The sequence below is a fragment of the Curtobacterium sp. NPDC089689 genome (assembly GCF_044749145.1).
GTDB lineage: Bacteria > Actinomycetota > Actinomycetes > Actinomycetales > Microbacteriaceae > Curtobacterium.
The window spans coordinates 80695-107488 of the sequence record NZ_JBIVHJ010000005.1 but is presented as its reverse complement, the minus strand read 5'-3'; the positions used below and the strand labels follow the sequence as shown (position 1 = coordinate 107488).

Annotated in this window: 26 protein-coding genes; 6 read left to right on the top strand and 20 right to left on the bottom strand. The window is 73.0% G+C overall.

Going from position 1 to position 26794, the window contains the following annotated elements; all coding sequences use genetic code 11:
- Positions 1–139: 139 nt before the first annotated feature.
- The 3 genes from ACIPYW_RS16510 to ACIPYW_RS16500 all read right to left on the bottom strand — a co-directional run bounded on the left by ACIPYW_RS16510 (position 140) and on the right by ACIPYW_RS16500 (position 4297).
- Positions 140–271 carry a hypothetical protein gene (locus tag ACIPYW_RS16510; RefSeq protein ID WP_290132123.1) on the bottom strand — a complete coding sequence of 44 codons (132 nt, stop codon included), beginning with the start codon at positions 269–271 and terminating at the stop codon, positions 140–142.
- Between the two features lie 110 nt (positions 272–381).
- Entirely contained in the window at positions 382–885 is a 504-nt protein-coding gene (locus tag ACIPYW_RS16505; RefSeq protein ID WP_400415453.1) for a peptide deformylase, read from the bottom strand.
- Between the two features lies 1 nt (position 886).
- Positions 887–4297 carry a pyruvate carboxylase gene (locus ACIPYW_RS16500; protein WP_400415451.1) on the bottom strand — a complete coding sequence of 1137 codons (3411 nt, stop codon included), beginning with the start codon at positions 4295–4297 and terminating at the stop codon, positions 887–889.
- 60 nt (positions 4298–4357) lie between these two features.
- Between ACIPYW_RS16500 and ACIPYW_RS16495 the strand changes: the two genes are divergently transcribed.
- On the top strand, positions 4358–5170 hold the full coding sequence (locus tag ACIPYW_RS16495; RefSeq protein WP_027465232.1) for a ParA family protein: 813 nt from the start codon (positions 4358–4360) through the stop codon (positions 5168–5170).
- Between the two features lie 549 nt (positions 5171–5719).
- Here ACIPYW_RS16495 and ACIPYW_RS16490 read toward each other — a convergent pair.
- From ACIPYW_RS16490 to ACIPYW_RS16460, 7 genes are all read right to left on the bottom strand, one after another.
- A complete protein-coding gene (locus ACIPYW_RS16490) occupies positions 5720–6280 on the bottom strand; it encodes a MerR family transcriptional regulator (protein ID WP_058725924.1) in 561 nt (186 codons plus the stop codon).
- A gap of 190 nt (positions 6281–6470) precedes the next feature.
- Positions 6471–7175 (bottom strand): MerR family transcriptional regulator, encoded by a 705-nt coding sequence (locus ACIPYW_RS16485; protein ID WP_400415448.1) that lies wholly within the window; start codon positions 7173–7175, stop codon positions 6471–6473.
- The gene (locus tag ACIPYW_RS16480) at positions 7175–7585 is read right to left on the bottom strand and encodes an FHA domain-containing protein (RefSeq protein WP_242863018.1); all 411 of its coding nucleotides are present in this window, start codon (positions 7583–7585) and stop codon (positions 7175–7177) included. Before ACIPYW_RS16480 ends, ACIPYW_RS16485 begins: the two co-directional genes overlap by 1 nt.
- Before the next feature lie 306 nt (positions 7586–7891).
- Positions 7892–9445, bottom strand: a complete 1554-nt coding sequence (locus ACIPYW_RS16475; RefSeq protein ID WP_400415446.1) for a chitinase — start codon at positions 9443–9445, stop codon at positions 7892–7894.
- Positions 9445–11955, bottom strand: a complete 2511-nt coding sequence (locus tag ACIPYW_RS16470; RefSeq protein WP_400415444.1) for a glycosyltransferase family 2 protein — start codon at positions 11953–11955, stop codon at positions 9445–9447. Before ACIPYW_RS16470 ends, ACIPYW_RS16475 begins: the two co-directional genes overlap by 1 nt.
- Before the next feature lie 456 nt (positions 11956–12411).
- Positions 12412–13416 carry a FecCD family ABC transporter permease gene (locus tag ACIPYW_RS16465; RefSeq protein WP_400415442.1) on the bottom strand — a complete coding sequence of 335 codons (1005 nt, stop codon included), beginning with the start codon at positions 13414–13416 and terminating at the stop codon, positions 12412–12414.
- Positions 13417–13421: 5 nt separating this feature from the next.
- Positions 13422–14453, bottom strand: coding sequence for a FecCD family ABC transporter permease (locus ACIPYW_RS16460; protein WP_400415441.1), 1032 nt, complete (start codon positions 14451–14453; stop codon positions 13422–13424).
- A gap of 176 nt (positions 14454–14629) precedes the next feature.
- On the opposite strand from ACIPYW_RS16460, the gene ACIPYW_RS16455 reads away from it, so the two are divergent.
- Positions 14630–16162: a S1C family serine protease gene (locus ACIPYW_RS16455; protein ID WP_400415440.1), complete on the top strand. Its 1533-nt coding sequence runs from the start codon at positions 14630–14632 to the stop codon at positions 16160–16162.
- Positions 16163–16174: 12 nt separating this feature from the next.
- Here the strand turns inward: ACIPYW_RS16455 and ACIPYW_RS16450 are convergent, their stop codons facing one another.
- On the bottom strand, positions 16175–17329 hold the full coding sequence (locus ACIPYW_RS16450; protein WP_400415438.1) for a hypothetical protein: 1155 nt from the start codon (positions 17327–17329) through the stop codon (positions 16175–16177).
- A 59-nt stretch (positions 17330–17388) separates the two neighbouring features.
- Positions 17389–17634 carry a hypothetical protein gene (locus ACIPYW_RS16445; RefSeq protein ID WP_400415435.1) on the bottom strand — a complete coding sequence of 82 codons (246 nt, stop codon included), beginning with the start codon at positions 17632–17634 and terminating at the stop codon, positions 17389–17391.
- A 42-nt stretch (positions 17635–17676) separates the two neighbouring features.
- Between ACIPYW_RS16445 and ACIPYW_RS16440 the strand changes: the two genes are divergently transcribed.
- Positions 17677–18039 (top strand): RNA-binding S4 domain-containing protein, encoded by a 363-nt coding sequence (locus ACIPYW_RS16440; RefSeq protein ID WP_290132134.1) that lies wholly within the window; start codon positions 17677–17679, stop codon positions 18037–18039.
- A gap of 7 nt (positions 18040–18046) precedes the next feature.
- On the opposite strand, the gene ACIPYW_RS16435 is transcribed toward ACIPYW_RS16440, so the two are convergent.
- The 3 genes from ACIPYW_RS16435 to ACIPYW_RS16425 form a co-directional block, all read right to left on the bottom strand.
- On the bottom strand, positions 18047–19003 hold the full coding sequence (locus ACIPYW_RS16435; protein WP_400415432.1) for a J domain-containing protein: 957 nt from the start codon (positions 19001–19003) through the stop codon (positions 18047–18049).
- Between the two features lie 106 nt (positions 19004–19109).
- Positions 19110–20192, bottom strand: a complete 1083-nt coding sequence (locus ACIPYW_RS16430; RefSeq protein WP_400415429.1) for a winged helix DNA-binding domain-containing protein — start codon at positions 20190–20192, stop codon at positions 19110–19112.
- Positions 20193–20213: 21 nt separating this feature from the next.
- Complete coding sequence (locus tag ACIPYW_RS16425) at positions 20214–20954, bottom strand: phosphotransferase enzyme family protein (RefSeq protein WP_400415427.1); 741 nt, start codon at positions 20952–20954, stop codon at positions 20214–20216.
- A gap of 141 nt (positions 20955–21095) precedes the next feature.
- Here ACIPYW_RS16425 and ACIPYW_RS16420 point away from each other — a divergent pair, with 141 nt between their 5' ends.
- A complete protein-coding gene (locus ACIPYW_RS16420) occupies positions 21096–21737 on the top strand; it encodes a GntR family transcriptional regulator (protein ID WP_400415425.1) in 642 nt (213 codons plus the stop codon).
- A complete protein-coding gene (locus ACIPYW_RS16415; RefSeq protein WP_400415422.1) occupies positions 21734–22993 on the top strand; it encodes an MFS transporter in 1260 nt (419 codons plus the stop codon). The genes ACIPYW_RS16420 and ACIPYW_RS16415 overlap by 4 nt, the downstream gene beginning before the upstream one ends.
- Before the next feature lie 74 nt (positions 22994–23067).
- Here the strand turns inward: ACIPYW_RS16415 and ACIPYW_RS16410 are convergent, their stop codons facing one another.
- The 5 genes from ACIPYW_RS16410 to ACIPYW_RS16390 form a co-directional block, all read right to left on the bottom strand.
- Positions 23068–24012 (bottom strand): NUDIX domain-containing protein, encoded by a 945-nt coding sequence (locus ACIPYW_RS16410; RefSeq protein WP_400415420.1) that lies wholly within the window; start codon positions 24010–24012, stop codon positions 23068–23070.
- A gap of 53 nt (positions 24013–24065) precedes the next feature.
- A complete protein-coding gene (locus ACIPYW_RS16405; protein ID WP_400415418.1) occupies positions 24066–24569 on the bottom strand; it encodes a metallophosphoesterase family protein in 504 nt (167 codons plus the stop codon).
- Complete coding sequence (locus ACIPYW_RS16400; RefSeq protein ID WP_290132146.1) at positions 24566–25039, bottom strand: MarR family winged helix-turn-helix transcriptional regulator; 474 nt, start codon at positions 25037–25039, stop codon at positions 24566–24568. The genes ACIPYW_RS16405 and ACIPYW_RS16400 overlap by 4 nt, the downstream gene beginning before the upstream one ends.
- A 167-nt stretch (positions 25040–25206) precedes the next feature.
- Positions 25207–25668 (bottom strand): VOC family protein, encoded by a 462-nt coding sequence (locus ACIPYW_RS16395; protein WP_400415416.1) that lies wholly within the window; start codon positions 25666–25668, stop codon positions 25207–25209.
- Between the two features lie 29 nt (positions 25669–25697).
- The gene (locus ACIPYW_RS16390) at positions 25698–25994 is read right to left on the bottom strand and encodes a GNAT family N-acetyltransferase (protein WP_290132148.1); all 297 of its coding nucleotides are present in this window, start codon (positions 25992–25994) and stop codon (positions 25698–25700) included.
- Positions 25995–26045: 51 nt separating this feature from the next.
- On the opposite strand from ACIPYW_RS16390, the gene ACIPYW_RS16385 reads away from it, so the two are divergent.
- Positions 26046–26693 carry an NADPH-dependent F420 reductase gene (locus ACIPYW_RS16385; RefSeq protein WP_400415413.1) on the top strand — a complete coding sequence of 216 codons (648 nt, stop codon included), beginning with the start codon at positions 26046–26048 and terminating at the stop codon, positions 26691–26693.
- Positions 26694–26794: the final 101 nt, after the last annotated feature.

The following is a 26794-nucleotide window of genomic DNA, read 5'->3' as shown; positions in this document are numbered from 1 at the left end:
CGCGGGCGCCCCGGGGGCGGCGGGGCGGCCCGCCCCCCCCCGCCCCCCCCCCCGGGGCGGCCGGGGGCGGGCCCCGGGCCCCGCCCCCGGGCCTCCCGGTCGTCGCGGTGTGCGCGGGGCGCGACGCGCCCTCCTGCGCTCAGCCCTGCGCGGGCTGCTCCGTACTGGGTGCGTCGAGCACGGCCGTCGACGACGTCGTCGAGGCGACCGTCTGGGGTCGGAGGTTGGTGCGGGTGCGGTGCGAGCTGAGCTCGTTGTCCTGAGCGGCCATGATGCTGTCCTGGGGGTGTGGGATACGTCGTCGGTGGGAAGCCGACGACGGTACGGTACCTCCTCGTCAGGACAAGACGACAATCCCCCGTGGGGGTGTCACCCGACGACTCAGTGGAACCAGTCCTGCGCGCGGATGTCGCGGAGGGCCTGACGGCGGATCTCCGGGTCGAGCGTCATCACGTAGACGGTGCCGTCGAGGTGGTCGACCTCGTGCTGCAGGGCCTCCGCCATGAGCCCGTCGCCCTCGAGCACGACCTCGTTCCCGTCGACGTCCACGCCCCGGACCTTCGCGTGCGGGTACCGCCTCGTCGGGTAGCCGAGTCCGGGCACGGAGAGGCAGCCCTCGTCCATGAGCTCGGGCTCGCCGGAGACCTCGACGACCTCGGGGTTGAGGACGTACCCGACCTCGCCGTCGACGTTGTACGAGAACGCCCGGAGGGCGACGCCGATCTGCGGTGCGGCGACCCCGGCGCGGCCGGGCTCCTTGACGGTGTCGATGAGGTCCTGCACGAGGTCCCGGACGCCCTGGGAACCGAGCGCCTCGGGGCGGATCGGGTCGGACGGGGAACGGAGGACGGGATCGCCGAAGAGGCGGATGGGACGGACGGTCACGTTACTGCAGCACCACCAGGAGGTCTCCGGCGTCGACCTGTTGTGTCGCCGGGATCGCGAGACGGCCGACGGTGCCCGCCACGGGCGCCGTGATGGCCGCTTCCATCTTCATCGCCTCGATGCTCGCCACGGCCTGACCGGCTGCGACGACGTCACCGACGGCGACCTTGAGCGTCACGACGCCGGAGAACGGCGCGGCGACGTGCTTCGAGTCGGACGGGTCGGCCTTCTCGGCGGCCTTCGTCTCGACCTCGACCGAGCGGTCGCGGACCGACACCGGGCGGAGCTGCCCGTTGAGGGTCGTCATGACCGTGCGGAACCCGCGCTCGTCCACCTCGCCGATGGCCTCCAGGCCGACGAAGAGGTCGACGCCCTTCCCGAGCGGCACGGTGTGCTCCTGCCCGGGACGGAGTCCGTAGAGGTAGTCGACCGTCGGCACGACCGAGAGGTCGCCGTACTGCTGCCGGACGGCCTCGAACTGCCGCGTCGGCTGCGGGAAGAGCAGGCGGTTCAGGGCCTGCTGCCGCTCCGGGCCCGGACGGTCGAGGTGCGCGCGCTCGGCGTCGGGCACGGGCGTGACCTCGATGCGGACGTCGCGACCGGCGAGGACCTTCGAGCGGAACGGTTCCGGCCAGCCGCCGGGCAGGTCGCCGAGCTCGCCGGCCATGAAGCCGATGACGGAGTCGGGGATGTCGTACTGCTCGGGGTGCTGCTCGAAGTGCTCGGGGTCGGCGTCGACCGCGGCGAGCTGGAGTGCGAGGTCACCGACGACCTTCGACGACGGCGTGACCTTGGTCGGGCGGCCGAGGATGCGGTTCGCCGCCGCGTACCAGTCCTCGACCTGCTCGAAGCGGTCGCCGAGGCCGAGCGCGATCGCCTGCTGCCGGAGGTTCGACAGCTGACCACCCGGGATCTCGTGCTGGTACACGCGGCCGGTCGGACCGGGCAGACCCGACTCGAACGGGGCGTACGCGCGGCGGACGGCCTCCCAGTACGGCTCGAGGTCGCCGACCGGCGCGAGGTCGAGGCCGGTGTCGCGTTCGGTGTGCGCGAGGGCGGCGACGAGCGCGGACATGCTCGGCTGGCTCGTGGTGCCGGCCATCGGCGCTGCCGCGACGTCGACCGCGTCGGCCCCGGCCCGCGCGGCGGCGAGGAGCGTCGCGAGCTGGCCGCCGGCGGTGTCGTGCGTGTGGACGTGCACCGGCTGGTCGAAGCGCTCGCGCAGGGCGCCGACGAGCCGCTCGGCGGCGCCGGCGCGGAGCAGCCCGGCCATGTCCTTGATGCCGATGACGTGCGCGCCGGCCTCGACCATCTGCTCCGCGAGGCGGAGGTAGTAGTCGAGCGTGTAGAGGTCCTCCGCGGGGTCGAGGAGGTCGCCGGAGTAGCAGAGCGCCGCCTCGGCCACCGACGTACCGGTGGCGAGCACGGCCTCCAGGGCGGGTCGCAACTGGCTGACGTCGTTGAGCGCGTCGAAGATCCGGAAGACGTCGACGCCGCTCGCGGCGGCTTCGGCCACGAACGCGTCGGTGACCTCGGTCGGGTACGGCGTGTAGCCGACCGTGTTCCGGCCGCGCAGCAGCATCTGGATCGGGATGTTCGGCATCGCCGCACGCAGCGCCGTGAGGCGCTCCCACGGGTCCTCACCGAGGAAGCGGAGCGCGACGTCGTAGGTCGCGCCGCCCCAGGCCTCCATCGAGAGCAGCTGCGGGGTCAGCCGTGCGACGTGCGGCGCGACGGCGACGAGGTCCTTCGTGCGGACACGGGTGGCCAGCAGGGACTGGTGCGCGTCGCGCATCGTCGTCTCGGTCACGGCGAGGGCGGCCTGCGCACGCAGTTGCCGTGCCCACTCCGCCGGACCGAGCTCGAGCAGCCGGTCGCGCTGCCCGGGCGGGGGTGCGACGGAGAGGTCGACTGCGGGGAGCTTCTCGCTCGGCTCCACCGTCTGCAGGCGCCGCACACCGTTCGGCGTGTTCACCGTGACGTCCGCGAGCCAACCCACGATCTTCGTGCCGCGGTCCTTCGACACGTGGCCGCCGAAGAGCTGCGGTCGCTCCTCGATGAACTTCGTCGAGACGTCCCCGCGGGCGAAGTCCGGGTCCTCGAGGACGGCCTGCAGGAACGGGATGTTCGTGCTCACACCGCGGATCCGGAACTCGGCGAGGGCGCGCTTCGCGCGGGACACCGCCGCCGGGAAGTCCCGCCCGCGGCAGGTCATCTTCGCGAGCATCGAGTCGAAGTGCGGGCTGATCTGGGCGCCGGTCGCGATCGTGCCGCCGTCGAGCCGCACGCCGGCGCCGCCGGGGCTGCGGTAGGTGGTGATCTTCCCGGTGTCCGGACGGAAGCCCTGCGTCGGGTCCTCCGTCGTGATGCGGGTCTGCAGCGCAGCGCCGTGCACCCGGACGGTGTCCTGCGTCAGGCCGAGCTCGACGAGGGACTGCCCTGCGGCGATCCGCATCTGGGACTGCACGAGGTCGACGTCGGTGACCTCCTCCGTCACCGTGTGCTCGACTTGGATGCGCGGGTTCATCTCGATGAAGACGTGCTGGCCGGCACGCTCCCCCTCGGTGTCGAGCAGGAACTCGACCGTGCCGGCGTTGACGTAGCCGATCGACCGGGCGAACGCGACGGCGTCGCGGTGGAGTGCCGCCGCGATCGACGGGTCGAGGTTCGGCGCCGGGGCGATCTCGACGACCTTCTGGTTGCGGCGCTGCACGGAGCAGTCGCGCTCGAAGAGGTGGATCGTGCCCTCGTCGGTGCCGGTGGCGTCGGCGAGGATCTGCACCTCGATGTGCCGCGGCCGGATGACGGCCTGCTCGAGGAACATCGTCGGGTCGCCGAAGGCGCTGTCGGCCTCGCGCATGGCCGCTTCCAGCGCTTCCCGCAGCTCCGCCTTCGTCTCGACGCGGCGCATGCCACGACCACCACCGCCGGCGACGGCCTTCGCGAACACCGGGAACCCGATCGCGTCGGCGCCCGCCAGGAGTTCCTCGATGTCACGACTCGCCGGTGTGCTCGCGAGGACGGGCACGCCGGCCGCGATCGCGTGCTCCTTCGCGGTCACCTTGTTGCCGGCCATCTCGAGCACGTGCTCACCGGGGCCGATGAACGTGATGCCGGCAGCGGCGGCCGCGGCGGCGAGCTCGGGGTTCTCGGAGAGGAAGCCGTAGCCCGGGTAGACGGCGTCGGCGCCGGACTCCCGCGCGACGCGGATGATCTCGGAGACGTCGAGGTAGGCACGGACGGGGTGACCCGGCGCACCGATCAGGTAGGCCTCGTCCGCCTTCAACCGGTGGAGGGAGTTGCGGTCCTCGTACGGGTAGACGGCCACGGTCCGGGCGCCCAACTCGTACGCGGCACGGAATGCACGGATGGCGATCTCGCCACGGTTCGCCACGAGGATCTTGCTGAACACGAGGTCCCTTTCAGCCCGGGTTGAGGTGAGACAACCCTAGTCGCGGTAACGTTGCTCACCGTGCATGTACTCAGCGTGAGCTCCCTCAAGGGTGGTGTCGGCAAGACGACGGTGACGCTCGGCCTGACCTCGGCCGCGTTCGCCAAGGGACTGCGCACGCTGGTGGTGGACCTCGACCCGCAGTCCGACGTCTCGACGGGCCTCGACATCAACCTCGCCGGGCACCTCAACGTGGCCGACGTGCTCGAGAACCCGAAGGAGAAGATCGTCCGCCAGGCGATCGCCCCGTCCGGGTGGACGAAGGGCTCCCAGGGCAAGATCGACGTCATGGTCGGATCGCCCTCGGCCATCAACTTCGACGGGCCGCACCCGTCGATCCGCGACATCTGGAAGCTCGAAGAGGCCCTCGCGAACGTCGAGCAGGACTACGAGCTCGTCCTCATCGACTGCGCCCCGTCACTGAACGCCCTCACCCGCACGGCGTGGGCCGCGTCCGACCGCGTCACCGTCGTCACCGAGCCCGGGCTCTTCTCCGTCGCGGCTGCCGACCGTGCCCTCCGCGCGATCGAGGAGATCCGCCGCGGTCTCTCGCCGCGCCTCCAGCCGCTCGGCATCATCGTGAACCGTGCCCGCGTGCAGTCGCTCGAGCACCAGTTCCGCATCAAGGAGCTCCGCGACATGTTCGGGCCGCTCGTACTGTCGCCGCAGCTGCCGGAGCGCACGTCGCTGCAGCAGGCGCAGGGTGCGGCGAAGCCGTTGCACGTGTGGCCCGGCGAGTCCGCGCAGGAGATGGCGAAGAACTTCGACCAGCTGCTCGAGCGCATCATGCGCACGGGCAAGATCGGCCCCTACGCCGAGGGCGGCGCCGCGTAGCGTCCGCTCCGGTCCGCGCGGGCGGGCGGGCGGGCTATTGCGCGGGCGTTTGGCGGGCGCCAGCGTTTGGTCGGCGCAGGCGTTTGGTCGCACGACGTGCCGCTCACGTTCGCGTTGGTCGCAGATCGTGTCGCCTCGGAGCACCGGCAGCGACGGCTTCTGCGACCGCAGTGATCAGCACGCGGCACGTCGTGCGACCAACCGGATCGTCGTCGGCCCCGCTGGCCTGCCGCTTGTGCCTCGGCCAGCGCCGAGCGGGGTCGCGGGACGTGCCGCTCACGTTCCCATCGGTCGCAAGACGAGTCGGCCCGACGCCCCGGCCGTTGGTCGCAAGACGTGCCGCTCACGTCCGTGCTGGTCGCACGAAGTGTCGGGTCGGCGTCGAGGGAGCGGCACGTTCTGCGACCATGACGAACGGCACGCGGCACGTCGTGCGACCAACGTCAGACACGACGACGACGCGCGAACGACGCCGGGCGCGGCCACGACGACGCGCGGCGCGTCAGGCGACTGCCACGTCGGGGCGCCGACTGGCCGAGGGACGGCGGGTCAGGACGCGCGGGAGGCCCGACGGGCAGCGAGCTCGTCGTCAGGATCGGCAGCGGGGGCGGCGTCGAGCTCCACGAGCGACGACTCGACCTCGCGCAGGACCTTGCCCACGGCGATGCCGAACACGCCCTGGCCGCGCGAGACCAGGTCGATGACCTCGTCGTCGGAGGTGCAGAGGTAGACCGAGGCACCGTCGGACATCAGGGTGGTCTGGGCGAGGTCGGACACGCCCGACTCCCGCAGCTGGTTCACCGCGGTGCGGATCTGCTGCAGCGAGATGCCGGTGTCGAGCAGACGCTTCACGAGCTTGAGCACGAGGATGTCACGGAAGCCGTAGAGCCGCTGCGAGCCGGAGCCGGCGGCGCCGCGGATGGTGGGCTGCACGAGTTCGGTGCGGGCCCAGTAGTCGAGCTGCCGGTAGGAGATGCCGGCTGCCCGGGCGGCGACGGTGCCGCGGTAGCCGTTCTGTTCGTCGTGCTCCGGCATGCCGTCGGTGAAGAGCAGCCCGAGGTCGTACCGCGTCATGTCCGACCCGGTACCGGGGGTGTCAGTCCCACTCATGCGCTTGCCTTCCACGACGATCGAGCCCTCACCCGAAGCTTCAATGCCGGGTTGAGAGTTGTTCCGAGGACCACGGTAGCGACTCCGAGCCGCCGCGCGCGGGACATCCGCTCCGGCGCGTCCGGCGTGTCGAGGATACGCCCCGCCCTCCGACACCCGCCAGCGACGCGAGACTCCCCCAGCGCGAGCCTCATGCGTCGAGACGACCGATCGCCGACCGGATGAGTTGCGACCGGATGGTCTCGAGGTGCCCGGCGATCTCCCGCGCGAGCTCGGTGGCCTTCGCCTTCGAGGTGGCGTCCCCGCGGCGCGACACCGGCATGAGCGCGGACTCGATCAGACCGACCTCTCGCTCGGCGGTCGCACGGAAGGTCCGCAGGTGCCGCGGCTCGATCCCCGAACGCTGGAGCTCGACGAGCGCCTTCAGCACCGCGACGGAGTCCTCGCCGTAGGTGTCGGTCGCGGGGAGCAACGACGACGACACGGCGTCGGACAACAGCATCGGGGTGGCTCCCGCCGCCCGGACGGTCTCGTCGCGGGTGTAGCGACGCTCACGGCCGAGGATCGAGGGCTTCGGCGCCTCGCCCCCACCCGGCAGCGTCGGCTCGCGCCCGGCGTCGAGGTCCGCCAGGTACTCCTTGATGACCTTGAGCGGGAGGTAGTGATCCCGCTGCAGCCCGAGGATGATCCGGAGCCGTTCGACGTCGGCAGGCGAGAACTTGCGGTAACCGCTCGCGGTGCGCACGGGGGTCACGAGTTCGCGCTCCTCGAGGAACCGCAGCTTCGAGCCGGCGAGGTCCGGGAACTCGGGCTTCAGGCGAGCGAGGACCTGCCCGATCGTGAGCAGCTCCGGCGCCGCGGACCCCGCCCGGGCCGCGGCGGACCGCGCGGGCACTACGCGTTCGCCAGGCGCGCCAGGTCGACCCGGGAGGCGTAGAAGGTCAGGCGGAACTTGCCGACCTGGACCTCGGACCCGTCGGTGAGCAGGGCCTCGTCGATGCGGGCACCGTCGAAGTAGGTGCCGTTGAGCGACCCGAGGTCCTTCACCGTGAAGCTCGTGCCGTGCCGGAGGAACTGCGCGTGCTTGCGCGAGACCGTGACGTCGTCGAGGAAGATGTCGGCGTCGGGGTGCCGACCGGCCGTCGTGACGTCGGAGTCGAGCAGGAACCGCGCGCCCACGTTCGGACCGCGGCGCACGACGAGCAGCGCCGAACCGGAGGGCAGCGCCGTGATGGCGTCGCGCTCTTCGGTCGAGATGCCGGACTCGGGCGTGAGGGCCGCCGCCTGCTCCAGACTGAAGGTCATCGTGGTGTCGACGAGTCGCTGCTGCTGGGTGCGACCGTCGCTGCCTGCCGGACCCTGCTGCGGGACCACTGGATCGGACATCGTGGACCTCCCTCTCTTGGCCCATCAGCGTATCGGAAACGGGTGACCCCGCGGGAGCCCAGAACGGGGCTGTGCACAACTCGGCAGTGCGCGATCAGCGAACGTCCACGAAACGCGCACCGAGACGACCGGGAGGCGCAGTGCCAGCTGGCACCGCGCCTCCCGGCCGTCATCCCGTCACCACGGACGGACCGTCACCGCCTGCGGACACGCACCGCCGGTCCGTCACTGCTGGAGCTCCGACAGGAGCTCCTTGATCTCGGAGTCCTTGAGCTTCACCCAGGGCGAGCCGTCCGGGTCGCTGGTCGAGGCCTCCGGGCTGTCGCCGGTGTTCCACCACTTCGCCTGGTACGGCACACCGTCGAACAGGACCCGCGCCCCGGTGTCGTACTGCTTCGTACCGGACCACGACGGGTAAGTGCCCGCCGGCAGGGTGACCTGCTTGACCGGCTTCTCACCCGGCAGCACCGGCCCGATGAGCTGCCACGGCGTCTCGTAGGCGCTGAGCACCGGGTCGTCCGGCAGGTCGCCCGAGGTCCACCACTTCGCCTCGTAGACGTTGTGGTGCCAGACGATCTTCGTGCCCTCGAGGTAGGACGCGTCGGCGCTCCACACCGGGTACGGGCTCGTCTTCGGGTCGTCGGTCGGTTGGACGGTCGCGCTCGGCTCGGCCTTCGTGACGTCCGAGGCCGCCGCGACGATGCCGCCCGTGAAGCCCTTGCCGAGGACGTCGGCGAACAGCACGCCGTCCTGGTCGACGCCCGAGCAGGAGTTCGACACGGTCGACAGGTTCACGTAGTTCGAGCCGCACGTGGTGTCACGGTTGAGGGACCACATGGACATGCGGCCGAGCCCGCGCTCCCGCGCCCAGGCGTTGAGCTTCTTCGCGTCGGTGAGCGAGAACACCTCGTCCTGGATGTCGTTCTGCCCGATCATCGGGGTCGCGCCGACCTTGTGCCAGAGCGTCGCGTCGGTGAGGGGCGTCCCGGCCCGCCGGTACAGGACGCCGAGCTGGCGCTGGACCTCCTGCAGGGTCTGGACCGAGGCGGAGTACATGCTCTGGCTCGAGCCCTTGGCCTGGCCGTAGTCCATCGTCATCGCGTTGACGCCGGCGAGGTCGACCCCGGCCTTGAGGAACTGTGCGACCGCGGTGGTCCCGTCGCTCGTCAGGCCCCCGGGCGCTGCGGGCAGGGTGAGCCACACTGCGAGGGGGTGCCCCGCAGCACGACGCGCGTCCTGCAGCTTCTTCACGGCGGCAGCCCGGCGCTCCCCCGCGGCGTGGTTCGTGAGGTCGTCACCCTCGACGTCGAAGTCGACCGTGCTGACGTCGTATCGCTGCACGACGGTCTCGTAGGCGCCGACCAGGTCGGACGTGTGCGTGCAGGTCGTCGCGAGCTCGTCGTTCGCGAGGCCGCCGAACGAGACGCCGACCTCGCCCTTCTGCTGCTGGAGCCGGGCGATGCGGCGGTCGAGGTCGAGGGAGTCGGATGCGCCCTGCAGCGAGTACGCCGACCCCCAGGTCGGGGTGCAGGCCGCGTCGTGGTCGGCGACCACGAACGAGAGCATCACGTCGCGGCCCTTGGCGGACTTAACGTCCTCGAAGGCGAACGTCGGGGTGGCGGTGACGTCGGTGTACGCGGCGAACCAGCTCTTCTGGGCGTCCGCGGCCTGCGCCGACTGCCAGCGGTCGAAGCCGAGGTAGCCCCCGGCCGCGACGGCAGCGGTCAGGACGACCGCGAGGCCGACCCGCAGCGGGGAGAGTCGTCTGGTGGAGGACATCAGGCAGCGGTCCGTTCATCGGTGGAGGCGGGGGCGGCGGGGGACGCGGCGCGCCGGGTCGGCGCGTCGGACGCAGTGGGCCCGGCGGGTGCGGTCACGACCGTCGGGGTACTGCGGGTCGCCGGGGCGCCGACCGTCCCGGCACCGTGGCGGGTCGGCAGCTCCGCACCGCCGTGCCCGAAGTACAGGACGGCACGCCAGTCCTCGGCGACCGGCTCGGCCTCGGGCAGCAGACCCTTGCGGGCCGCCTTCCGGTCCTGCTTCGCCTGCCGACGGGCGGCGCGACGTGCGGCCCGGGCGGACGGGTCGTAGTACATCCACCGGGTGGCCCACAGCCAGACGTCGACGACCGAGTTCCAGATGCCGATGTACGCGACGATCGCGTAGAACGCGAGGAGGGCGTTGAACGCCGCGAACACCGCGTTGCCCCAGTTCTGCGCCTGGTAGTCCCGCAGGAACGTGAACACCGAGAAGACGACCATGGCGTACGGCGCGAGGACGTACAGCGCGGGGGACGCCGTGCGGTCGCGGACCTTCGGCGTGCGGGCGAACGGGATCTTCTTCGCCGTCAGCGCCTGCTGGATGCTCTTGAGCACCCCGGCGACGTTGACCGGCATGAGGATCAGGTTGAACCCGTAGATCCGGAGGATGTCGGTGCGCTTGTAGCCGCAGTACTTCAGGTCGGACGCGAAGAGCCAGAAGTACGGCAGCGCGGCGAGGAGCACCATCGGGCTGAGCAGCCGCGAGTCGTACGGGTAGGCCAGCAGGAAGATGAGGCCGAGCGAACCCCACGCGATCGACGCCATGTAGTTGACGCGGAGGGACATCTCGACGAGGCCGACCCGCTCCCCACGCTGCCGACGCTCGCGGACCTGGCGGAGGTACTTCGGCAGGATCAGGAGGCCACCGTTCGCCCAGCGGCGTCGCTGCACGATGAGCGAGCCGAAGTCCGGCGGGGTCGCGCTGTACGACAGGCGCTCCGGGTAGTTCACCAGGGTCCAGCCGTGCATGCCGAGGTCGACGCTCGACTCGGTGTCCTCGATGACCGTGCGGTCCTGCACGTACCGCTTGACCTCGAAGCCGCCGACGGTCTCGACCTCCTCGATGTCGCGGAGCGCACGGGTGCGGATGACCGCGTTCGCGCCGACCCAGAAGGTCGCGTTGTGACGCGACATGCCCTGGTGGAGGATGTGCTGGATGTCGGTGGTCGCACCGGCGAGCCGCTCGATGCGCGTCGCCGCCCCCCGGAAGGACGAGTACGGGGTCTGCGTCACGGCCACGCGGGCGTTCTCCGGCTGCTCGAGGAAGTACACGAGCCGCAGGCAGTAGTCACGGAGCAGGACGGAGTCGGCGTCGAGCGTCAGGACGTAGTCGGACGCGGGGACGACGAGGTCTGCGTCCTCCGGCGAGGCGACCGTGCGGAGGATCGTCCCGCTCGCGGTCTCCTCGAACGCGTACGAGCCGCCGAGCAGCCCGATGTACGAGTTGAGGTTCATGGCCTTGTTCGCCTCGTCGGAGAGGTTCACGAACCGCTTCCGCTCGAAGGTCGTGATCTCGGCGGTGAAGGTCCACGCCAGACGGCGGGTGAGCTCGAGGGCACGGGCGCTGGTCACCTCGGTGAAGGCGTCGCCACCCAAGGCAGCACCGGCCGCGCGGCCGGCGGTAGCCCCGGCACCGACCGCGTCCACGATCGCGGCCTCGAGCGCCTCCGACGTCAGGCGCAACTCGTCGGCCAGCGCGACGAGCACCTGGTCGTGGAAGAAGTGGTCCACGTGGTCGACGACCTCGTGCTCACGGGCGTGTCGCCGGAGCCAGGCGTCCGCCCAGCGGTGGTGCTCGACGAGCGTCCGGAGCGCGTCGACCGAGGCGTGCGGTGCGGAGTCGGCGTCGATCTCCGCGACGAGCAGGGCCTCCTGGAAGCGCCGGGAGGGTGCGGCGAGCTGCGACTGGATCTGCCCGGCGACCGCACGGGTGCGCTCGAGCTTGTCGGCCACCTCGGGGTCGGTCGGGAAGGGGGCGTCGTCGACGAGCAGGACGACGCGGAGGGCCGGGTACTCCTGCAGCGCTGCCGACCAGAGCGTGGTGGCGACGACCTCGGGTTCCTCGGCGTAGCTCGGCACGAGGACCGTCATCGGCGCCTCGTGCCCCTCGGCGAAGTGGCGGTCGAGCTCGGCGCGCGGAACGCGGACGTGTGCGGCGAACCGCTCCATCGCACCCTGGCGGGCGATGAGGTGCATGAGGGCGGAGAAGGTCAGGAAGGTGACGACCACCAGGTACGAGATCGCCTCGGTGGTGAAGCGGAAGCTCTCGGTGCCGTAGTCGAGGAACTGGCGGATCACCGTGTAGACGACGTACGCGAGCCAGAACGCGATGGTCAGGATGATGGCGACGCGACCGGAGACGAGCTTCCGGTCGGAGGGACGGGCGTGGATGGTGTCGAGCGGGCGGGTACGACGCTCGGAACCCCACTGCCTCCGGCGCACGGGGGCGCCGTCGAGCTGTTCGGGCATGACGGTCCTTCTTCCGCGGAGGTCAGCGCACCATCGGGTCGGCACGCTGTCGGGTTGCCCCCGACGGTCGACTGCGAACCTATGGGGACAGAACGAACGGTGCAGACACCCGGAAGGGGGGTTCTGGCCTCCTCGTGCGGGAACCCGCACGATGTTGCGGGACGGCCGGTTCGCGGCGTGTCGCTCCGGGTCCGGCGGGCCTCCGGACGACACGCCGCTCACGTTGCGCGCGGTCCCCCGACGGTCCGCCTGGAGGCACGGCTCGGCTCCGTCGGGTCCGTCGCGATCCGCGCGCAGGTGGTCGCGACGCCCCGTCGACACCCGGCGAAGGGTCACGAACGGTCGCTCGGAGTGCTCGGGAGCGACGTTCCGTGACCTCCGGGCAGCGCGCGCCCGGGGAGTTGCGACCCCGCGTTCGCGCGCGTCGGCGGCCGGGTGTTCCGGCGGCTGGGTTCGTCAGCGGCCGCGGGCGAGCAGCCAGAGGAGGTACGGCGCACCGACGACCCCGGTGACGACACCGACGGGGAGCGCGGTGCCCGGGATCGCGAACTGGGCCACGAGGTCGCTCGCGAGCGTCACCACCGCGCCGACGGCGGCGGCGGGGGCGAGTGCGACCCGTCCGCCGCCGACGACCCGCCGCGCGATCGGCGCCGACATGAGCGCGACGAACGACACGGGGCCTGCGGTGGCCACGGCGCCGGCCGTCAGCGCCACCGCGGTGAGGAGCAGCAGCACCTTCGCGCGGTCGGGACGGAGACCGAGCGCCGACGCGACGTCGTCCCCGAGCGCGAGCACCGTCAACCGGGGCGACTGGACGAGGGCGAGCGCCATGAGGACGACGAAGGCGATGCCGAGGACGCCGACGAGGTCCCGGTCGACGGCGTTCAGGCTGCCGGAGAGCCACAGCAGCGCGGTGCCCGCCTGGGTCACGGTGCCGCTCGTGAGCATCCAGCCGGTCACGGCCAGGCAGATCGCGGCGACGCCGATGCCCACGAGGACCACCCGGTTGCCGGTGATCCCCCGCTGCCAGGACAGTGCGGCGATGACGAGCGACACCACGACGGCCCCGACGAGCACGGTGCCGAAGAGCGCGATCCCGGACGCCCCGAACAACACGATCGCGGTGATGCCGGCGGCGCTCGCTCCCGAGGTGATGCCGATGACGTCCGGGCTCGCGATCGGGTTCCGCACCACGCTCTGCACGATCGCGCCGGCGACACCGAGGGCCGCGCCGACGAACACCGCGCCGAACACCCGCGGCCCGCGGAGCTGCCCGATCACGAAGTCCGCGATCGCGTCCCCGTGCCCGAACGCGGCGGCGGCCACCTGCGCGGGTGACAGCGGGATCTCGCCGACGCCGAGGCCGGTGAGCACGAGCGCGACGAGCACCACGAGCAGCACGCCGAGCACGAGCAGCTCGCGGCGTGCTCCGACGACCCGGCGACGGCTCCGAGGGTCCACGGCCGTCACAGTCCCCGCACCGCCCGGGACCGGACGAGCGCGATGAACACCGGCGCCCCGACGAGCGCCGTGACGATGCCGACCTGCAGCTCCCCCGGGTACGCGACGACGCGGCCGATGACGTCGGCCGCGAGCAGGAGGGCCGGTGCGACGAGCGCGGAGAGCAGGATCGTCCACCGGTTGTCGGGCCCGGTGAGGCGACGGACGGCGTGCGGGACGGCGAGTCCGACGAAGGCGATCGGCCCGGCGGCGGCCACGGCGGACCCGGCCAGCAGCACGGTCACGACACCGCCGACGACCCGGACGAGCACCACCCGCTGGCCGAGGGACGCGGCGAGCTCGTCGCCGAGCGCGAGGGTGTTGAGCGACCGACCGAGGCCGATCGCGACGACGAGGCCGACCAGCACCGGGACGACGATGACCCCGGCGGTGCCGAGGTCCTTGCCCGCGAGCGCGCCGACCTGCCAGAACCGGAGCTGGTCGAGCAGGGACTGGTTCGTCACGAGGACCGCGGTCGTCACCGAGGACAGCGCCGCGGCGACCACGGCCCCGGAGAGCGCGAGCCCGACCGGGGAGAGCCCGCGCCGGGCGACCGCGGCGATCCCGTAGACGAGCAGCGCCGCGAGTCCGGCGCCGACGAACGCGAAGGGCAGGTACGCGCCCGTGCCGCTGATGCCGAACACCGCGATGCCGGTCACCACCGCGAGGGAGGCCCCGGCGTTGATGCCGAGCACGCTCGGGTCGGCGAGGGGGTTCCGCGTCACGCCCTGCATCACGGCACCGGCGACCCCGAGTGCGGCTCCGGCCAGGAGCCCGACGACGGTACGGGGCACGCGGTTGCCGAGCACGATGAGGCCGATCTCGTCGCGGCGTCCGGGGTGCAGGACCGTGTCGAGGACGGTCCCGAGCGGGATCGGCCGTGAGCCGAACGCCACGGACAGCGCGACCGCGACGCCGAGGACCACGACCGCCAGCACGGTGGCGCGGACGAGCCGGCCGACGGAGCTGGGCGCGGGAGCGAGGACGGGAGCTGCCATGGGGGTGAGGCAACCCTAACGTGCGCGCCCCGAGCGGATCGGCCCGACGTTCGGCCTTCCCCGAGCGAGCCGTGAGCGTGCGCAGTGCTCGTTCATAGGGTCTCCTTGGGGAACAGGCCTGTACTGGCATCCATCGACGCCCGACCGGGCCGTCGAGGGACGACCGGAGAGCACCGATGAACGAGACCCCGAACCCCGACGCCACCCCTGGCGGGACGAACGGCGCGACGACCGACGGAGCCGCTGCCCGCACGCAGGGCGGTTGGGAGGCTCCCCACGCCGACCGATCGACCCTCCGCCCGGCCTACGCCTTCGACGGCAGCGGTCCGTACCTGTACGCACCCGACGGCTCCGGCCCGTACGCCTACACGCACGACGGCCGGGGCCCGTACCTCGTCGGGAGCCCCGCCCTCGACGGGCAGCACTGGTCGAACGGCCAGGGCTGGTCGAACCCGCAGGGCTGGGCGACCGGGGCCGCCGCCGCGAACCACGGTGGGTGGGCGTCCGCGCCGACGAAGCGCCCGCGCCGCCTCGGGCTCATGATCGGCTCGGGCATCGCGGCGCTCGCGATCCTCGGGGCCGCGGGCGGGACGGCCCTCGGGCTCTCCTCCCAGCACACGTCGACGACGTCGAGCCAGTCGCAGGGCACCACCACGCTCCCCGGGACGGGCAGCGAAAGCGGGAGCAGCGACGGCAGCGGCACGAACGGCTTCACGGTGCCGGGCAACGGACTCGGCACGGGCGACGGTACCGGCACGGGCGACGGCAGCTCCGGGACGAGCACGCAGTCCGCCGCCACCGCCGCGACCGCAGCCCAGAAGAAGGGCGTCGTCACGATCAACACGGTCCTGAACTACGACGAGTCGTCGCAGGCCGCCGGCACCGGGATGATCCTCACCTCGAACGGCACGGTGCTGACGAACAACCACGTCGTGCAGGGCGCCACGAGCATCGTCGTGACCGACGAGACGACCGGCAAGCAGTACAAGGCGGACGTCGTCGGCACGGACGCCACCCACGACGTCGCGGTCCTGAAGCTCCAGGATGCATCCGGCCTGTCGACCGTCACGCTCGACGACGACGGCGGCGCGAAGACCGGCGACTCGGTCACCGACGTCGGGAACGCCGAGGGCACGGGCAACCTCGTCGCCGCGGAGGGCACCGTCACCGCGACCGACCAGGACATCCAGGTGCAGAGCGACTCCGGCTCCGGCACCGAGTCCCTCACGGGCATGATCCAGGTCGCGGCGGACATCGTCTCGGGCGACTCGGGCGGCCCGGTCCTCGACAGCGAGGGCGAGGTCGTCGGCATGGCGACCGCGGCGTCCTCGGGGTCGGCGGACGTCACGGGCTTCGCGATCCCGATCTCGACCGCGAAGTCGATCGCGGACAAGATCCTCGCGGGTGAGTCCTCGTCGACGATCACGATCGGCCTGCCCGCGTTCCTCGGAGTCGAGGTGAGCGGGACCGCCACGACCGGTGGCGTCGCCGTCGCCGGCACGGTCGAGGGCTCGGGTGCGGCGAAGGCCGGCCTCGGTGCCGGCGACGTGATCACGGCGCTCGACGGCACCGCGGTCTCGACCTCGGACGCGCTGACGGCGGCGATCCAGGCGCACAGCGTCGGCGACCGGGTGACGGTCACCTACACGGACAGCGCCGGGACCTCCCACACGGTGACGGTCACGCTGACCGCGGGCCCGGCAGCCTAGCCGCCGGGGAGGTCAGGACCCGAGCACCGCCCGCACCACCGACCGGAACACGTTGGCCGGGGCATCCGCTGAGAACGCGGTCGCCCCGGCCTCGGTGCGTCCGACCCGGGCGAACCCCTGCCCCTCGGCGTGCACGATCGTGACGGGGTGCTGCGCCCCGGGCCGTCGCAGGTGCGAGACCGTCCACGGCGCGGCCCAGAACCGGGCGAGCCGCGGGTCGCCCTCAGCGACGTCCGCGGGCAGGTCCGGCGCGGTGTCCCCGCCGTCGAGGCGGCGCGCCACCAGGTCTGCCCGGACCGACCCCGTGCGGAACGGGAAGGTCCACACCGGGCGGATGCCGAGCCTCCCGGCCATGACCGCGACCACGCGCTCGGGCGGGACGGCGGCGACCACCTGGTCGTCCCTCCCGTCGACGACGGTGCCGTCCCAGGCCTGGAGGCGCGACTCGCTCCCGTCGGCCAGTCGCTGTTCCAGGGTGGTCGGCTGGGTGTCCTCGGCCCAGGGGCCGAGGAGGGACTGCGTGGCCTCGGGCAGGGTGCCGAGGCGTCCGACGAGGCCGGCGTCGATGAGCTCGCGCCCGGCGGGGCTGCGGAGGAGGCCGGGGTTCCACCGGCGCCCGGCGAGGCTGCGGAGGGTCGACACGGCCTCGGCGCCGAGTCGTGGACCGTCGAGGGCGGGAGCGGCGGGTGCCGCGGGCAGGGGCTCGAGGTCGCGGTGGGGGCGTGCCTCGGTGGGCTCGGTCGCGCGGACGGTGTCGAGCACGGCGAACACGAGGTCGTCGGTCGCGAGCATGCGGGCCAGCGGCCGTTCGACGGTGAGGTCGACGCGGTGCCGCCCGGTGACGAACACGAGGTGGGCTCCGGCGACGGCGCCGTCCTCGTCGGGCCGGACGTACTCGACGAGGCGTGCGGGGGCGCCCGCGGCGGTCCACACGTCGACGCCGACGAGCAGCAGGCCCTCGACCGACCCCGGCAGGCGCTCGAGGAGGCTCGTGTGCTCCTCGGCGATCGTGCGGTCGCTCGGGCGGGAGCGGACGGTGATGACCACGTCGTCACCGGTGAGCCGGAGGTCGGCCTGCGGGGCGTCCTCGCGACGCCAGGCGTCCGGTCGGCGGAGCGTGAGGCGTGCGGTGCGGTCCTCGGTGCCGAGCGGGACGGGGACAGCCATGCTCCGAGGCTACGGGGGCGTGCCCGGGAGGTCGGGTGCGGCGCGCCGGGCGGGCGGGCTCAGCGGCGGCGGACGGCCGGGGGCGGCACGGGCTTCGCGGCGACGACTTCGGCGAGCGCCACCTCGACGGGCCCCCGGCGGGTGTCGATCGTCACCGTGGCGTCCGTCCGGGCGCGCAGCTCGCCGAGGGCGTCCCGCGCGCCGTCGCCGTGGTGTGCACGGACGACGAGCCGGTCGCCGAGTGCCGCGTCGTGCAGCACGCCCAGCGCGAGGGCCCGTGCGACGGCGGCCGGGTCGGTGGTCATGCTGCCCAGGGTAGGGCGGGCGGGGCGTCGTAGGGTGTCGGGATGGAGAAGGCACGGGTCGACAGCTGGATCTGGGCGGTCCGCATCACGAAGACCCGATCCGCCGCGACGGCCGCGTGCAAGGCCGGCCACGTCCGGGTGAACGGGGAGCGCGCGAAGCCGGCGCAGCCGATCGGCCCCGGCGACGAGGTCCGGGTGCGGCAGAACGGCTTCGACCGCATCGTCGTGGTGCGCGGGATCATCCTCAAGCGGACGAGCGCCCCCGAGGCCGCGAAGCACTTCGAGGACAAGACCCCGCCGCGACTCCCCCGCGAGGAGGCCGGGTTCGTGCCGCAGCGCGACCGGGGTGCGGGGCGTCCGAGCAAGCGGGAGCGCCGCGACCTCGAGAAGCTCCGCGGCTACTGACCCGGCATCAGACGAAGCGGACCGTCTGCTGCAGGCGGTCGCGGACGTCGAACACGTCGACCGACCCGACGGGCGAGAGCGCGCCGGACAGCACGTACGCCAGGGCGCTGCGCTGCACGACGAACGCGGTGGGCTTCCGCTGCGAGCCGACGAGCTGGACGTCCTCGTCGACGGCGGAGTCCGGCACGACGAGGATCCGGCCGGTGAAGCGGACGCGGGTCTGCTTCTGCACGGCGCGGGCGGCGCGGACGAGTTCCTTGACGGGGCGCTCCCCCGGCGCGAGGGTCTCGCCGACGATCTCGCCGCCCTCGACCTGCACGGGTCCGCCCCAGTCGATGGACTCGAGCGCCCACAGCCCCGAGTTCGTGAGCACGGCGTGGTCGAGCTTGCCCTCGGGTCCGGCGTCGAGGTCGTGCCAGACGGTGACGCCGATGCCCATGTCCGCGACGATCGACGCCGTGGCCTCCTCGGCGAGCGCCTCGCCGAGGAGCCGGCGGATGTGCCGGGGCGCGGAGCGGATGAGCGCGGGGTCGTAGGGGTCCTCGATGGGGTCGCCCAGACCGACCCACTCGCGTTCGGCCTGCAGGAACACCTCGCGGGACCGCCCGCCGGGGTGTCCGTGGGAGCGGGCACGGGGGCGTGAGTCGCGACGAGCCGACGGGGGTGCGTAGGCGTCGCGGGGTGATCCGTGCCTCCAGGCCGAGGAGCCGGACCCTGCCGACCCGGCCTCGTACGTCGGGGCCGAGCCGGGGCGGGAGCCCGCGTCGTAGGCGCGGCGGGCGGCGGGGGTGCCGATGCGTTCCCAGGCGAGCTGGACGCGTCGGAAGGACTGGGGGTCGCCGCCGAGGTCGGGGTGGGACTCGCGGGCGGCCTTCCGGTACGCGCGCCGGAGTTCGTCGTCGTCGGCGGTCGCAGGGACGCCGAGGACCTCGTACGGGGTGGCGTCGGCCGGGCTGTCGGTCATGGCCCTGCGACATTACCCGAGGGAGCGTCGGGGTCAGCCGCACACGCGCTGGGTGCTGGCTGGGGACGGCGTCGGTCGGGGACCGCGGACGCCCACGGGGTCAGGGTCAGGCGACCGTGAACGTCACCGGGGCGCCCAGCCAGCGGGCGTACCGGTCGGCGGCGGCACCGAGTGCGCGGACGGCCGACGGGGCGAGCGGGGCGAAGGGCGTGACCGTCACCCGGACCCCGGACGCGTGTTCCGCTCGGGTCCACGTCCCCACGACGACGCCCCGGACGACGGCCATCGGCAGGAAGATGCCGTTGCCGCCCGGCACGACGCGGTCCTGGTGCTCGACGGGCAGCTGCGCGGAGCGGTCGGCGTAGCCGAGGAGGTACTCGTCGAAGCCGGGGAGCAGGTGTCCGGTCGGGGTGCCACCCGTCGGCGGACGGTCGGCGAGCGCGAGCAGCCCTCCGCCGAGGTGCTCCACGGCGTTGCCGGCGGCGGCGATGCCACGGCGGACGTCCCCGAGCGGGAGTTTCGTCCACGCGGCGGCGTCGGCCTCGGTGGCCGGACCCCTGCCCCGCAGCCAGCCCGCGAGGAGCCGGCGGAGCGCCTCGTCACGGTCCGGCACGGGTTCGACGGCGGGCGCCCACTCGTCGAGGAGCACGATGCCCTGGCCGACCCGGGCGGTCGGCCCCCAGACGACCAGTCCGTCGAGCGACAGGCGGAGCAGGAGGTGGTAACCGCGTCCACCGGCAGGGTCGATGCCGACGGCGCGCCAGCGGTCGAAGAGGTCGTCGCGGACGAGCGAGCGACCACCGCCGAGCGCCTCGACCGTGGCGTCGCGGGCCGTGGTGACGAGCGCCTCGTCGATCCCGAGCTCGGCGGCGCGACGGGCGATCGAGCGCACGGTGCGGTCGGCGGTGAGCGAAGCGATCAGCCGGAGGTCGTCCGGTCGGAGGGCGTGCAGGGTGCCCCGCATCGGCCAGCCGCGGACGAGTTCGCCACGGTCGAAGGCGGCCCGGACGTCGTCGCGCGTGGACCCGGGCGTACGGACACCGATCGCCCAGAGCACCTGCCCGAGGTCCTGGCCCTGCACGGCCGTCATGCGCGCGACCGCCGCGGTCGGCGCGGCGCCCGGGACGCCGATGCCCTGCGCGGCCAGACGCTCGGCCCGGAGCCGCGCAGGGGTCGGCTGCGCGGACACGGGCGGCCGGGACACCGGGCGTCAGGCCACGGCCGCCGCGATGGCGTCCGCGTGCTGCTCGATGAACGCGACGTCGGCGCGGTAGAGCTCGACGTGTCCGTGCGCGAGGTCGCTGACGAACTTCGGGTCGCCTGCCGCTGCCTCGGTCTCGATGGTCGTGACGAGCGCCACGAGCGACGACACCATCGTGTCGACGAGGACCGACCGCGAACGGGCGTCGAGCTCGTAGGCCCGGCAGAACTCGGCGGCGCGCCCGAGCCGGAGGTCGAGCGACGCGGTGCCGCCCTCGACGACGCCGGTCGTGAACGGCGCGAAGCGGTACACGGCACTCGCGACGTCCCAGACCCGGGGCCCCGGGTGTGCGGTGTCGAAGTCGATGATGCCGACGGCTGCGATGCCGTCGTAGACGCAGTTGTACGGCGCGAAGTCGCCGTGGACGATCGTCTCGACCGGGGCGCGCTCCGCCTGGGACCACACGTCGGCGTCACTGCGGGGGAAGTCGGCTGCGGCGTCGTGGTAGTGGCGGAGCATGCGTGCCGTGGTCACGAGCGCGGCCTCGCTCGCGATGTCCTGGTTCCACGGGTAGTCACCGGCGGTGCCCGGGACGAACGACACGGTCTCGAGGGCGTCCCCGAGCGAGATCGGTTCCGGCACCCCCACGAAGCCGTGACCGTGCACGTGTTCGAGCAGCCGGTGGACGGTGGGCGTCCACGGACCCGCCGGGCGGTGGACCCGGTCGTCAGCCCTGGTGATGCGTTCCATCAGGGGAACCTCCTGTCGGACGTCGTCGTTGACGTCGTGGCCAGCGTATCGGTGGCGCATCGGCAGCGCCGGGAACGATGTCGGGCCGTCACGTGGCGGTGATGCGTGCAGCGTTGCATGCAAGGCGTAGGATCGTTCGTCGTGACGGCACCGACCAGCACTGCAGCGGCAGCAGACCGCGCCTACGACCACGTGAAGCGCGCAATCATCCGCGGCGACCTGCCCGGCGGGACCGCGATCAGTGAGAACGCGCTCTGCCAGGAGATCGGCGTGTCCCGGACACCGGTGCACGAGGCGTTCCTGCGACTCGCCGCCGAGGACCTCATCACCCTGGAGTCACGCAAGGGCGCCGTCGTGCGGCCGATGTCCCCGAACGAGGCGGCCGACGTGCTCGAGGTGCGCGAGGCGATCGAGTCGACCGCGGCCACCCGGGTCGTCGCCGACGGTCGTGCCGCGGACGTGTTGCCGGATCTCCGCTCGATGCTGGCGGAGCAGGAGGCCGCGGTCGCCGCGGGTGACGTGGACCGCTTCGTCGAGGTCGACGCGGACTTCCACGGAGCGGTCATCGGCGCTTCGCGGAACGGCATCGCGGTCATGTTCGCGCGGACCCTGCGCGATCGGCAGCAACGGCTCCGACACCACCTCATGCGGCTCCGGCCGGAACAGCTCCAGGCGTCGCTCGACGACCACCGCGCCCTCGCCGCCGCACTCGAGGCCGGGGACGCCGCCCGCTACGCCGAGCTCCTGCGCGCCCACGTCGCGTCGCACCGGGGCGCCCTGTGAGCGCGGCCGACGCCACCACCGGCAGCGTGCCGACCACCGGCTCGGTCGCCCTGCCGCGGACGCGCAGCCGCGTCCTGCCGTGGGTGGCCGCGTGGGGCGCCGTGTTCGTGTGCTCCTGGGGCGGCAACCAGTTCTCGCCCCTGCTGCTCATGTACGAACAGCGGCAGCACTACTCGTCCGTGCTGGTGAACGTGTTCCTCGGGGTCTACGTCCTCGGACTCGCGCCGGCGCTGCTCGTCGCCGGGTCGCTGTCCGACCGGCACGGCCGCCGCCCGCTCCTGCTCGTGGGCATCGGCACCGCCGTCGTCGGGAGCGGGCTCCTGGCGCTCGGGCCGTTCGGTCCCGCGTTCCTCGCCGCCGGGAGGCTCTTCTCCGGCGCCACGGTCGGCATCGCGATGGCGGTCGGGAACAGCTGGGTGAAGGAGCTCTCGCAGGGCCGCTTCGACCCCCGCGCGGACGCCGGTGCCGGGGCTCGACGGGCGTCGCTCGCGTTCACCCTCGGATCTGCGTCGGGAGCGCTCGTCGCCGGGGTGATCGCCCAGTGGGGTCCGATCCCCGAGGTCCTCCCGTTCCTCGTGCACATCGTTGTCGCCCTGCCCTTCGCGGTGATCGTGTGGCGCACCCCGGAGACGAACACGACCGGAGGGCTCCCCGGCCCCTGGTGGCACCAGCTCCGGGTCCCGAGTGCCGGCCACCGCCGCTTCACGCGCGTGGTGCTCGTCGCGGCGCCGTGGATCTTCGGCTCGGCGGCGATCGGCTACGGCTACCTGCCGACGCAGCTCGCCGACGCGACCGGCGCCTGGGGACTCGTCTTCGCCACAGCGGCGACGGTCATCGCCCTCGGCGTCTCCAGCGCGGTGCAGCCGATCGCGAAGCGCGTGCACTCCGTGACCTCCGCCCGGGGCCTCACCGTGGCGGTGGCACTCATGACGGTCGGCATCGCGGTCGTCGCCCTCGCGATCGTCCGGCAGTCGGTCTGGATCGGCCTCGGTGCGAACGTCGTCATCGGCGCGGGCATCGGCCTCGCGCTGGTGTCGTCCCTGCTCGAGGTCCAACGCATCGCGGGCACGCGCGACCTCGCCGGGCTGACCGGCGTCTTCTACGCCGCGGCGTACGCCGGCTTCCTCGCGCCCGCCGTGATCGCGGCGGTCGCGGGCGCCGTGGCCGTCCCCGTCGTCCTCGCCGTGGTCGTCGCGCTCGGCGTGGTCTCGTGGGTCGCGATCACGGTGTCGTCCGGGAGGCACATCCCGGCCTGAGCGCGCCGCCCCGCGCCCGACGGTGGGTCACCGGGTGCGGGCAGGTGCGGTGCGACGGCAGCCCGGCAGGACAGTCAGCCCGGCAGCACGTCGCGCAGCCATGCCGGGCCGCGCACGCCGGCCCCGAGCGCCTCGACGCGGGAGCGCAGCTCCCGGTCCGCCGTGACGACGAGCACGGGCGCGTCGCTGTCAGCGAGTGCCTGCTCGGTGGCGGCGACGATCGCATCGTCACCCGACGCCGCTGCCCGCACCACGTCGACGGGTCGGGCAGCGGCGTCGGGGTCGAGCCGTGCCTCCCGGGCGTCGCCCTCCAGCACCACCGTCCAGCGCGGCCACCAGTGGGCGAACGGCAGGTCGAGCTCGGCCGAGGCGACGCCGTCCGCGGCGAGCGCCCTGACGCCGTCGACCAGCCGGCCGGCGGCGCCGGCGCGGTCCCGCCACCAGCCGTCGGGTCGGCTGCCGACCACGTTGGCGGCATCGACCACGACCCGGGGCGTCGTGTCGAGGGACGCGCGGAGCGCCGGCCAGGAGGCACCGAAGCCGGGGTGGAGCGGGAGGTCCGCGACGTCGTCGACGGGGATCCAGGACAGCGCGAGGCTCTCACGGTCGGCGATCACCGGTTCGAACGGCCGGGAGGCGCGCCCGACGACGGTCGTGTAGGTCCAGAACCCGAGGTCGAGGACCGCGGTGTGCCGGAGGTCGATGCCGTCCTCGGGGACACCGGCCTCTTCAGCGGACTCGCGGAGCGCCCCGGTGACGGCGTCCTCGCCCTGGTGACGGGCGCCGCCGGGGATGCCCCAGGTGCCGCCGTGGTGGCTCCACTCGACGCGGTGCTGCAGGAGCACGCGTCCTGCACCGTCGTCGGCCAGGAGTCCCGCCGCACCGAAGCGTCCCCACGCCTTGGTGCCGTCGGGGCCGATCGCCCACGCGTCCCCGGGGTCGCGGGGACCCGGTGGCGGGCCGGGCGTCGTCGCGCCGTCGACGTCGGGGAGGCGGTTCTCACCAGGGACTCGGGGCACCGTTCCACCTTCCCACACGGGCCTGTCCGTGTGACCACCCGTGTCGCCGTTCGTCAGCGTGGGGCCAGTCGGACGAGTTCGACGGTGAGTGAACTGCCGTCGACCGTGCCGCGCATCCACGTGTGGTCCGGTTGACGGCGGCGGTCGGTCGGCGACCCGGGGTTGAGCAGGCGGAGTCCGGTGTCGGCGACCGAGTCCCAGGGGATGTGCGAGTGGCCGAAGACGAGCACGTCGACGTCCGGGAAGGCGGCGGCGGCGCGGCGTTCCCGTCCGGTCGCGGCGCCCGTCTCGTGCACGGCCGCGAAGCGGAGGTCCTCGACGGTGAAGCGGGCCTCGAGCGGGAGCCGGTCGTCGAACTCCGGGCCGTCGTTGTTGCCGCGGACCCCGACGAACCGACGCGACCGGCCGGCGACGGCGTCGAGCGTCGCGAGGTCCACCCAGTCCCCCGCGTGCACGACGAGGTCGGCGGCGTCGACGTCGCCCCAGAGCGCGGCCGGGAGGTCCTTCGCGCGTTTCGGCAGGTGGGTGTCGGACAGCAGGACGAACGAGGTCGTCACGACGCGGCGCCGCGGGCCGGCATCGGCAGACCGGCCTCGTCCGCGGTGCCGAGGCGTTCGAGCAGCCCGGCGAGCAGGGCGATGTCGTCGTCGGACCAGTCGGCGAGGCGTTCCTCGAGGGCGTCGCGGTGCAGCCGGACGGACCGCTCGAGTGCCGCGCAGCCGGCCTCGGTCGCGATCAGCGGCTTCGCGTTGCCGGTGCCGCCGTCGGTCGTCCGCACCAGGCCCGCCGCGAGGAGCCCCGAGAGCTGCCGGGAGATCGTCGACCGATTGAGTCGGAGGTAGCGGGCGATGTCGATGGCCATGCAGCCGGGGTGCTCGACGACGAAGTCCACGAGCGACTGGTCCACGACGCTGAGCACCTCGTCCGACCCGCGCGCCCGGATGCTGGCCCGCCTCGTGATGCGGGAGAGCTCGGTGTAGGCGCGTCCGACGTCGGCGTTCCGGACATCGGACCTCGGGTGGTCCATGGTGGCTCCTGCCTGTCGAGGGCCGTCTCGCACCGGCTCGTCCCGGTACCTTGCGGTCAGAGGATACCGATCGGTCGCTGACCGGACTGCCAGACCCGCCGAATGCCAGACCCGCCGACTGCCAGACCCGGCCGACTGCCGGCCCCCCGACTGCACGGCCCGCCGGGTCAGCTGCCGGCGGCAGCCGCCTGGAGCGCGGCGATGTCGAGCTTCTGCATCCGCATCATGGCCTCGTACACGCGGGCGTTCGCGGCGGGGTCGCCCGAACCGGTCATGAGGTCGCCCATCATCGACGGGGTGACCTGCCACGCCACACCCCAGCGGTCGAACAGCCAGCCGCACATCGACGGCCGTCCGCCGTCGGCGAGCAGCGCGTCCCACACCCGGTCGAGCTCCTCCTGCGTGTCGACGTCGACCTGGAACGAGACCGCGTCGCTGTGCGGGTGACCGGCGCCGCCGTTCATGGCGCGGAACCCCCGGCCGAGCAGCGTGAACTCGACCACGAGCGCATCGCCGTCCGGGGTCTCGGCGACGCTGTCGATCCGCGAGTCGGGGAAGAGCGAGACGTACAGCTCGGCTGCCTGCCGCGCCTGGTCGTCGTACCAGAGGAACGGGGTGATCGCGGTCATCGTCGACTCCTGCTCCCGGTCCTGCCCGCTCAGTCCGCGACGCCGCGGCTGAGGAGCCCTGCACGTTCGGGGTGCTCGTCGAACCACTGCCCGACGAACCAGCACATCGGGACGACGCGCTTGTCCGACGTCCGTTCGACCTCGTCGATCGTGTGCGTCACCAGGGCGGCGGCGTACCCGTGCCCGCGGTGCTTCGGCACGGTGTACGTGTGCGGGAAGGCGATCGCGTCGCCGTTCTCGCGGTAGTCGAGGACGCTGACGAGTTCACCGTCGACGTACATCGCGTAGCGGCTCTCGTCGGCCTCGTGGCGGAACTCCTCGGTCATGCCGCCATCATGCTCCGGGAATGCCCTCCGAGCCCGTGCGTTGCGTCCTCCATGACCACGATCGGCATCATCGGAGCAGGCAACATCGGATCCCAGCTGGCACGCCTCGCCGTGCAGCACGGCCACGAGGTGGTGATCGCCAACTCCCGCGGCCCGGAGACCCTCTCGGACCTCGTGGACGAGCTCGGCGCGTCCGCGCGCGCCGCCACCCGTGACGAGGCAGCAGCCGCGGGCGAGATCGTCGTCGTCACGACCCCGCTCGCCGCGATCGACACGATCCCCGTCGAGCCCCTCGTCGGCAAGGTCGTCATCGACACGAACAACTACTACCCGCAGCGCGACGGGCACATCGCGGCGCTCGACGACGAGACGACCACCACCGCCGAGCTGCTGCAGGACCACCTCCCCGGCGCGAAGGTCGTGAAGGCGTTCAACCACATCGCCGCTCCCGCCCTCACCGACGAGGCCGAGCCCGCCGGGACGCCCGACCGCCGCGCCCTCGTGGTCGCCGGCGACGACGAGGACGCCAAGCGCACCGTCACCGACCTCATCGACGCCTTCGGGTTCGACGTCGTCGACGCCGGTCCGCTCGCCGAGGGATGGCGCATCCAGCGCGACACCCCCGGGTACGTCGTGCGCCTGACGGCGCCGGAGCTGCGCGAGGCGCTCGCCGCCGCGAAGCGCTACCGCGACATGTAGGTCGTCACCACCTGACGGACTGGAGGCGCGGGGGCGGGCGGCCCCCCCCCCCCCCGCCCGCCGCCGGGGGCGCGGGGGGGGCCACCGGCCCGCCCCCCCCC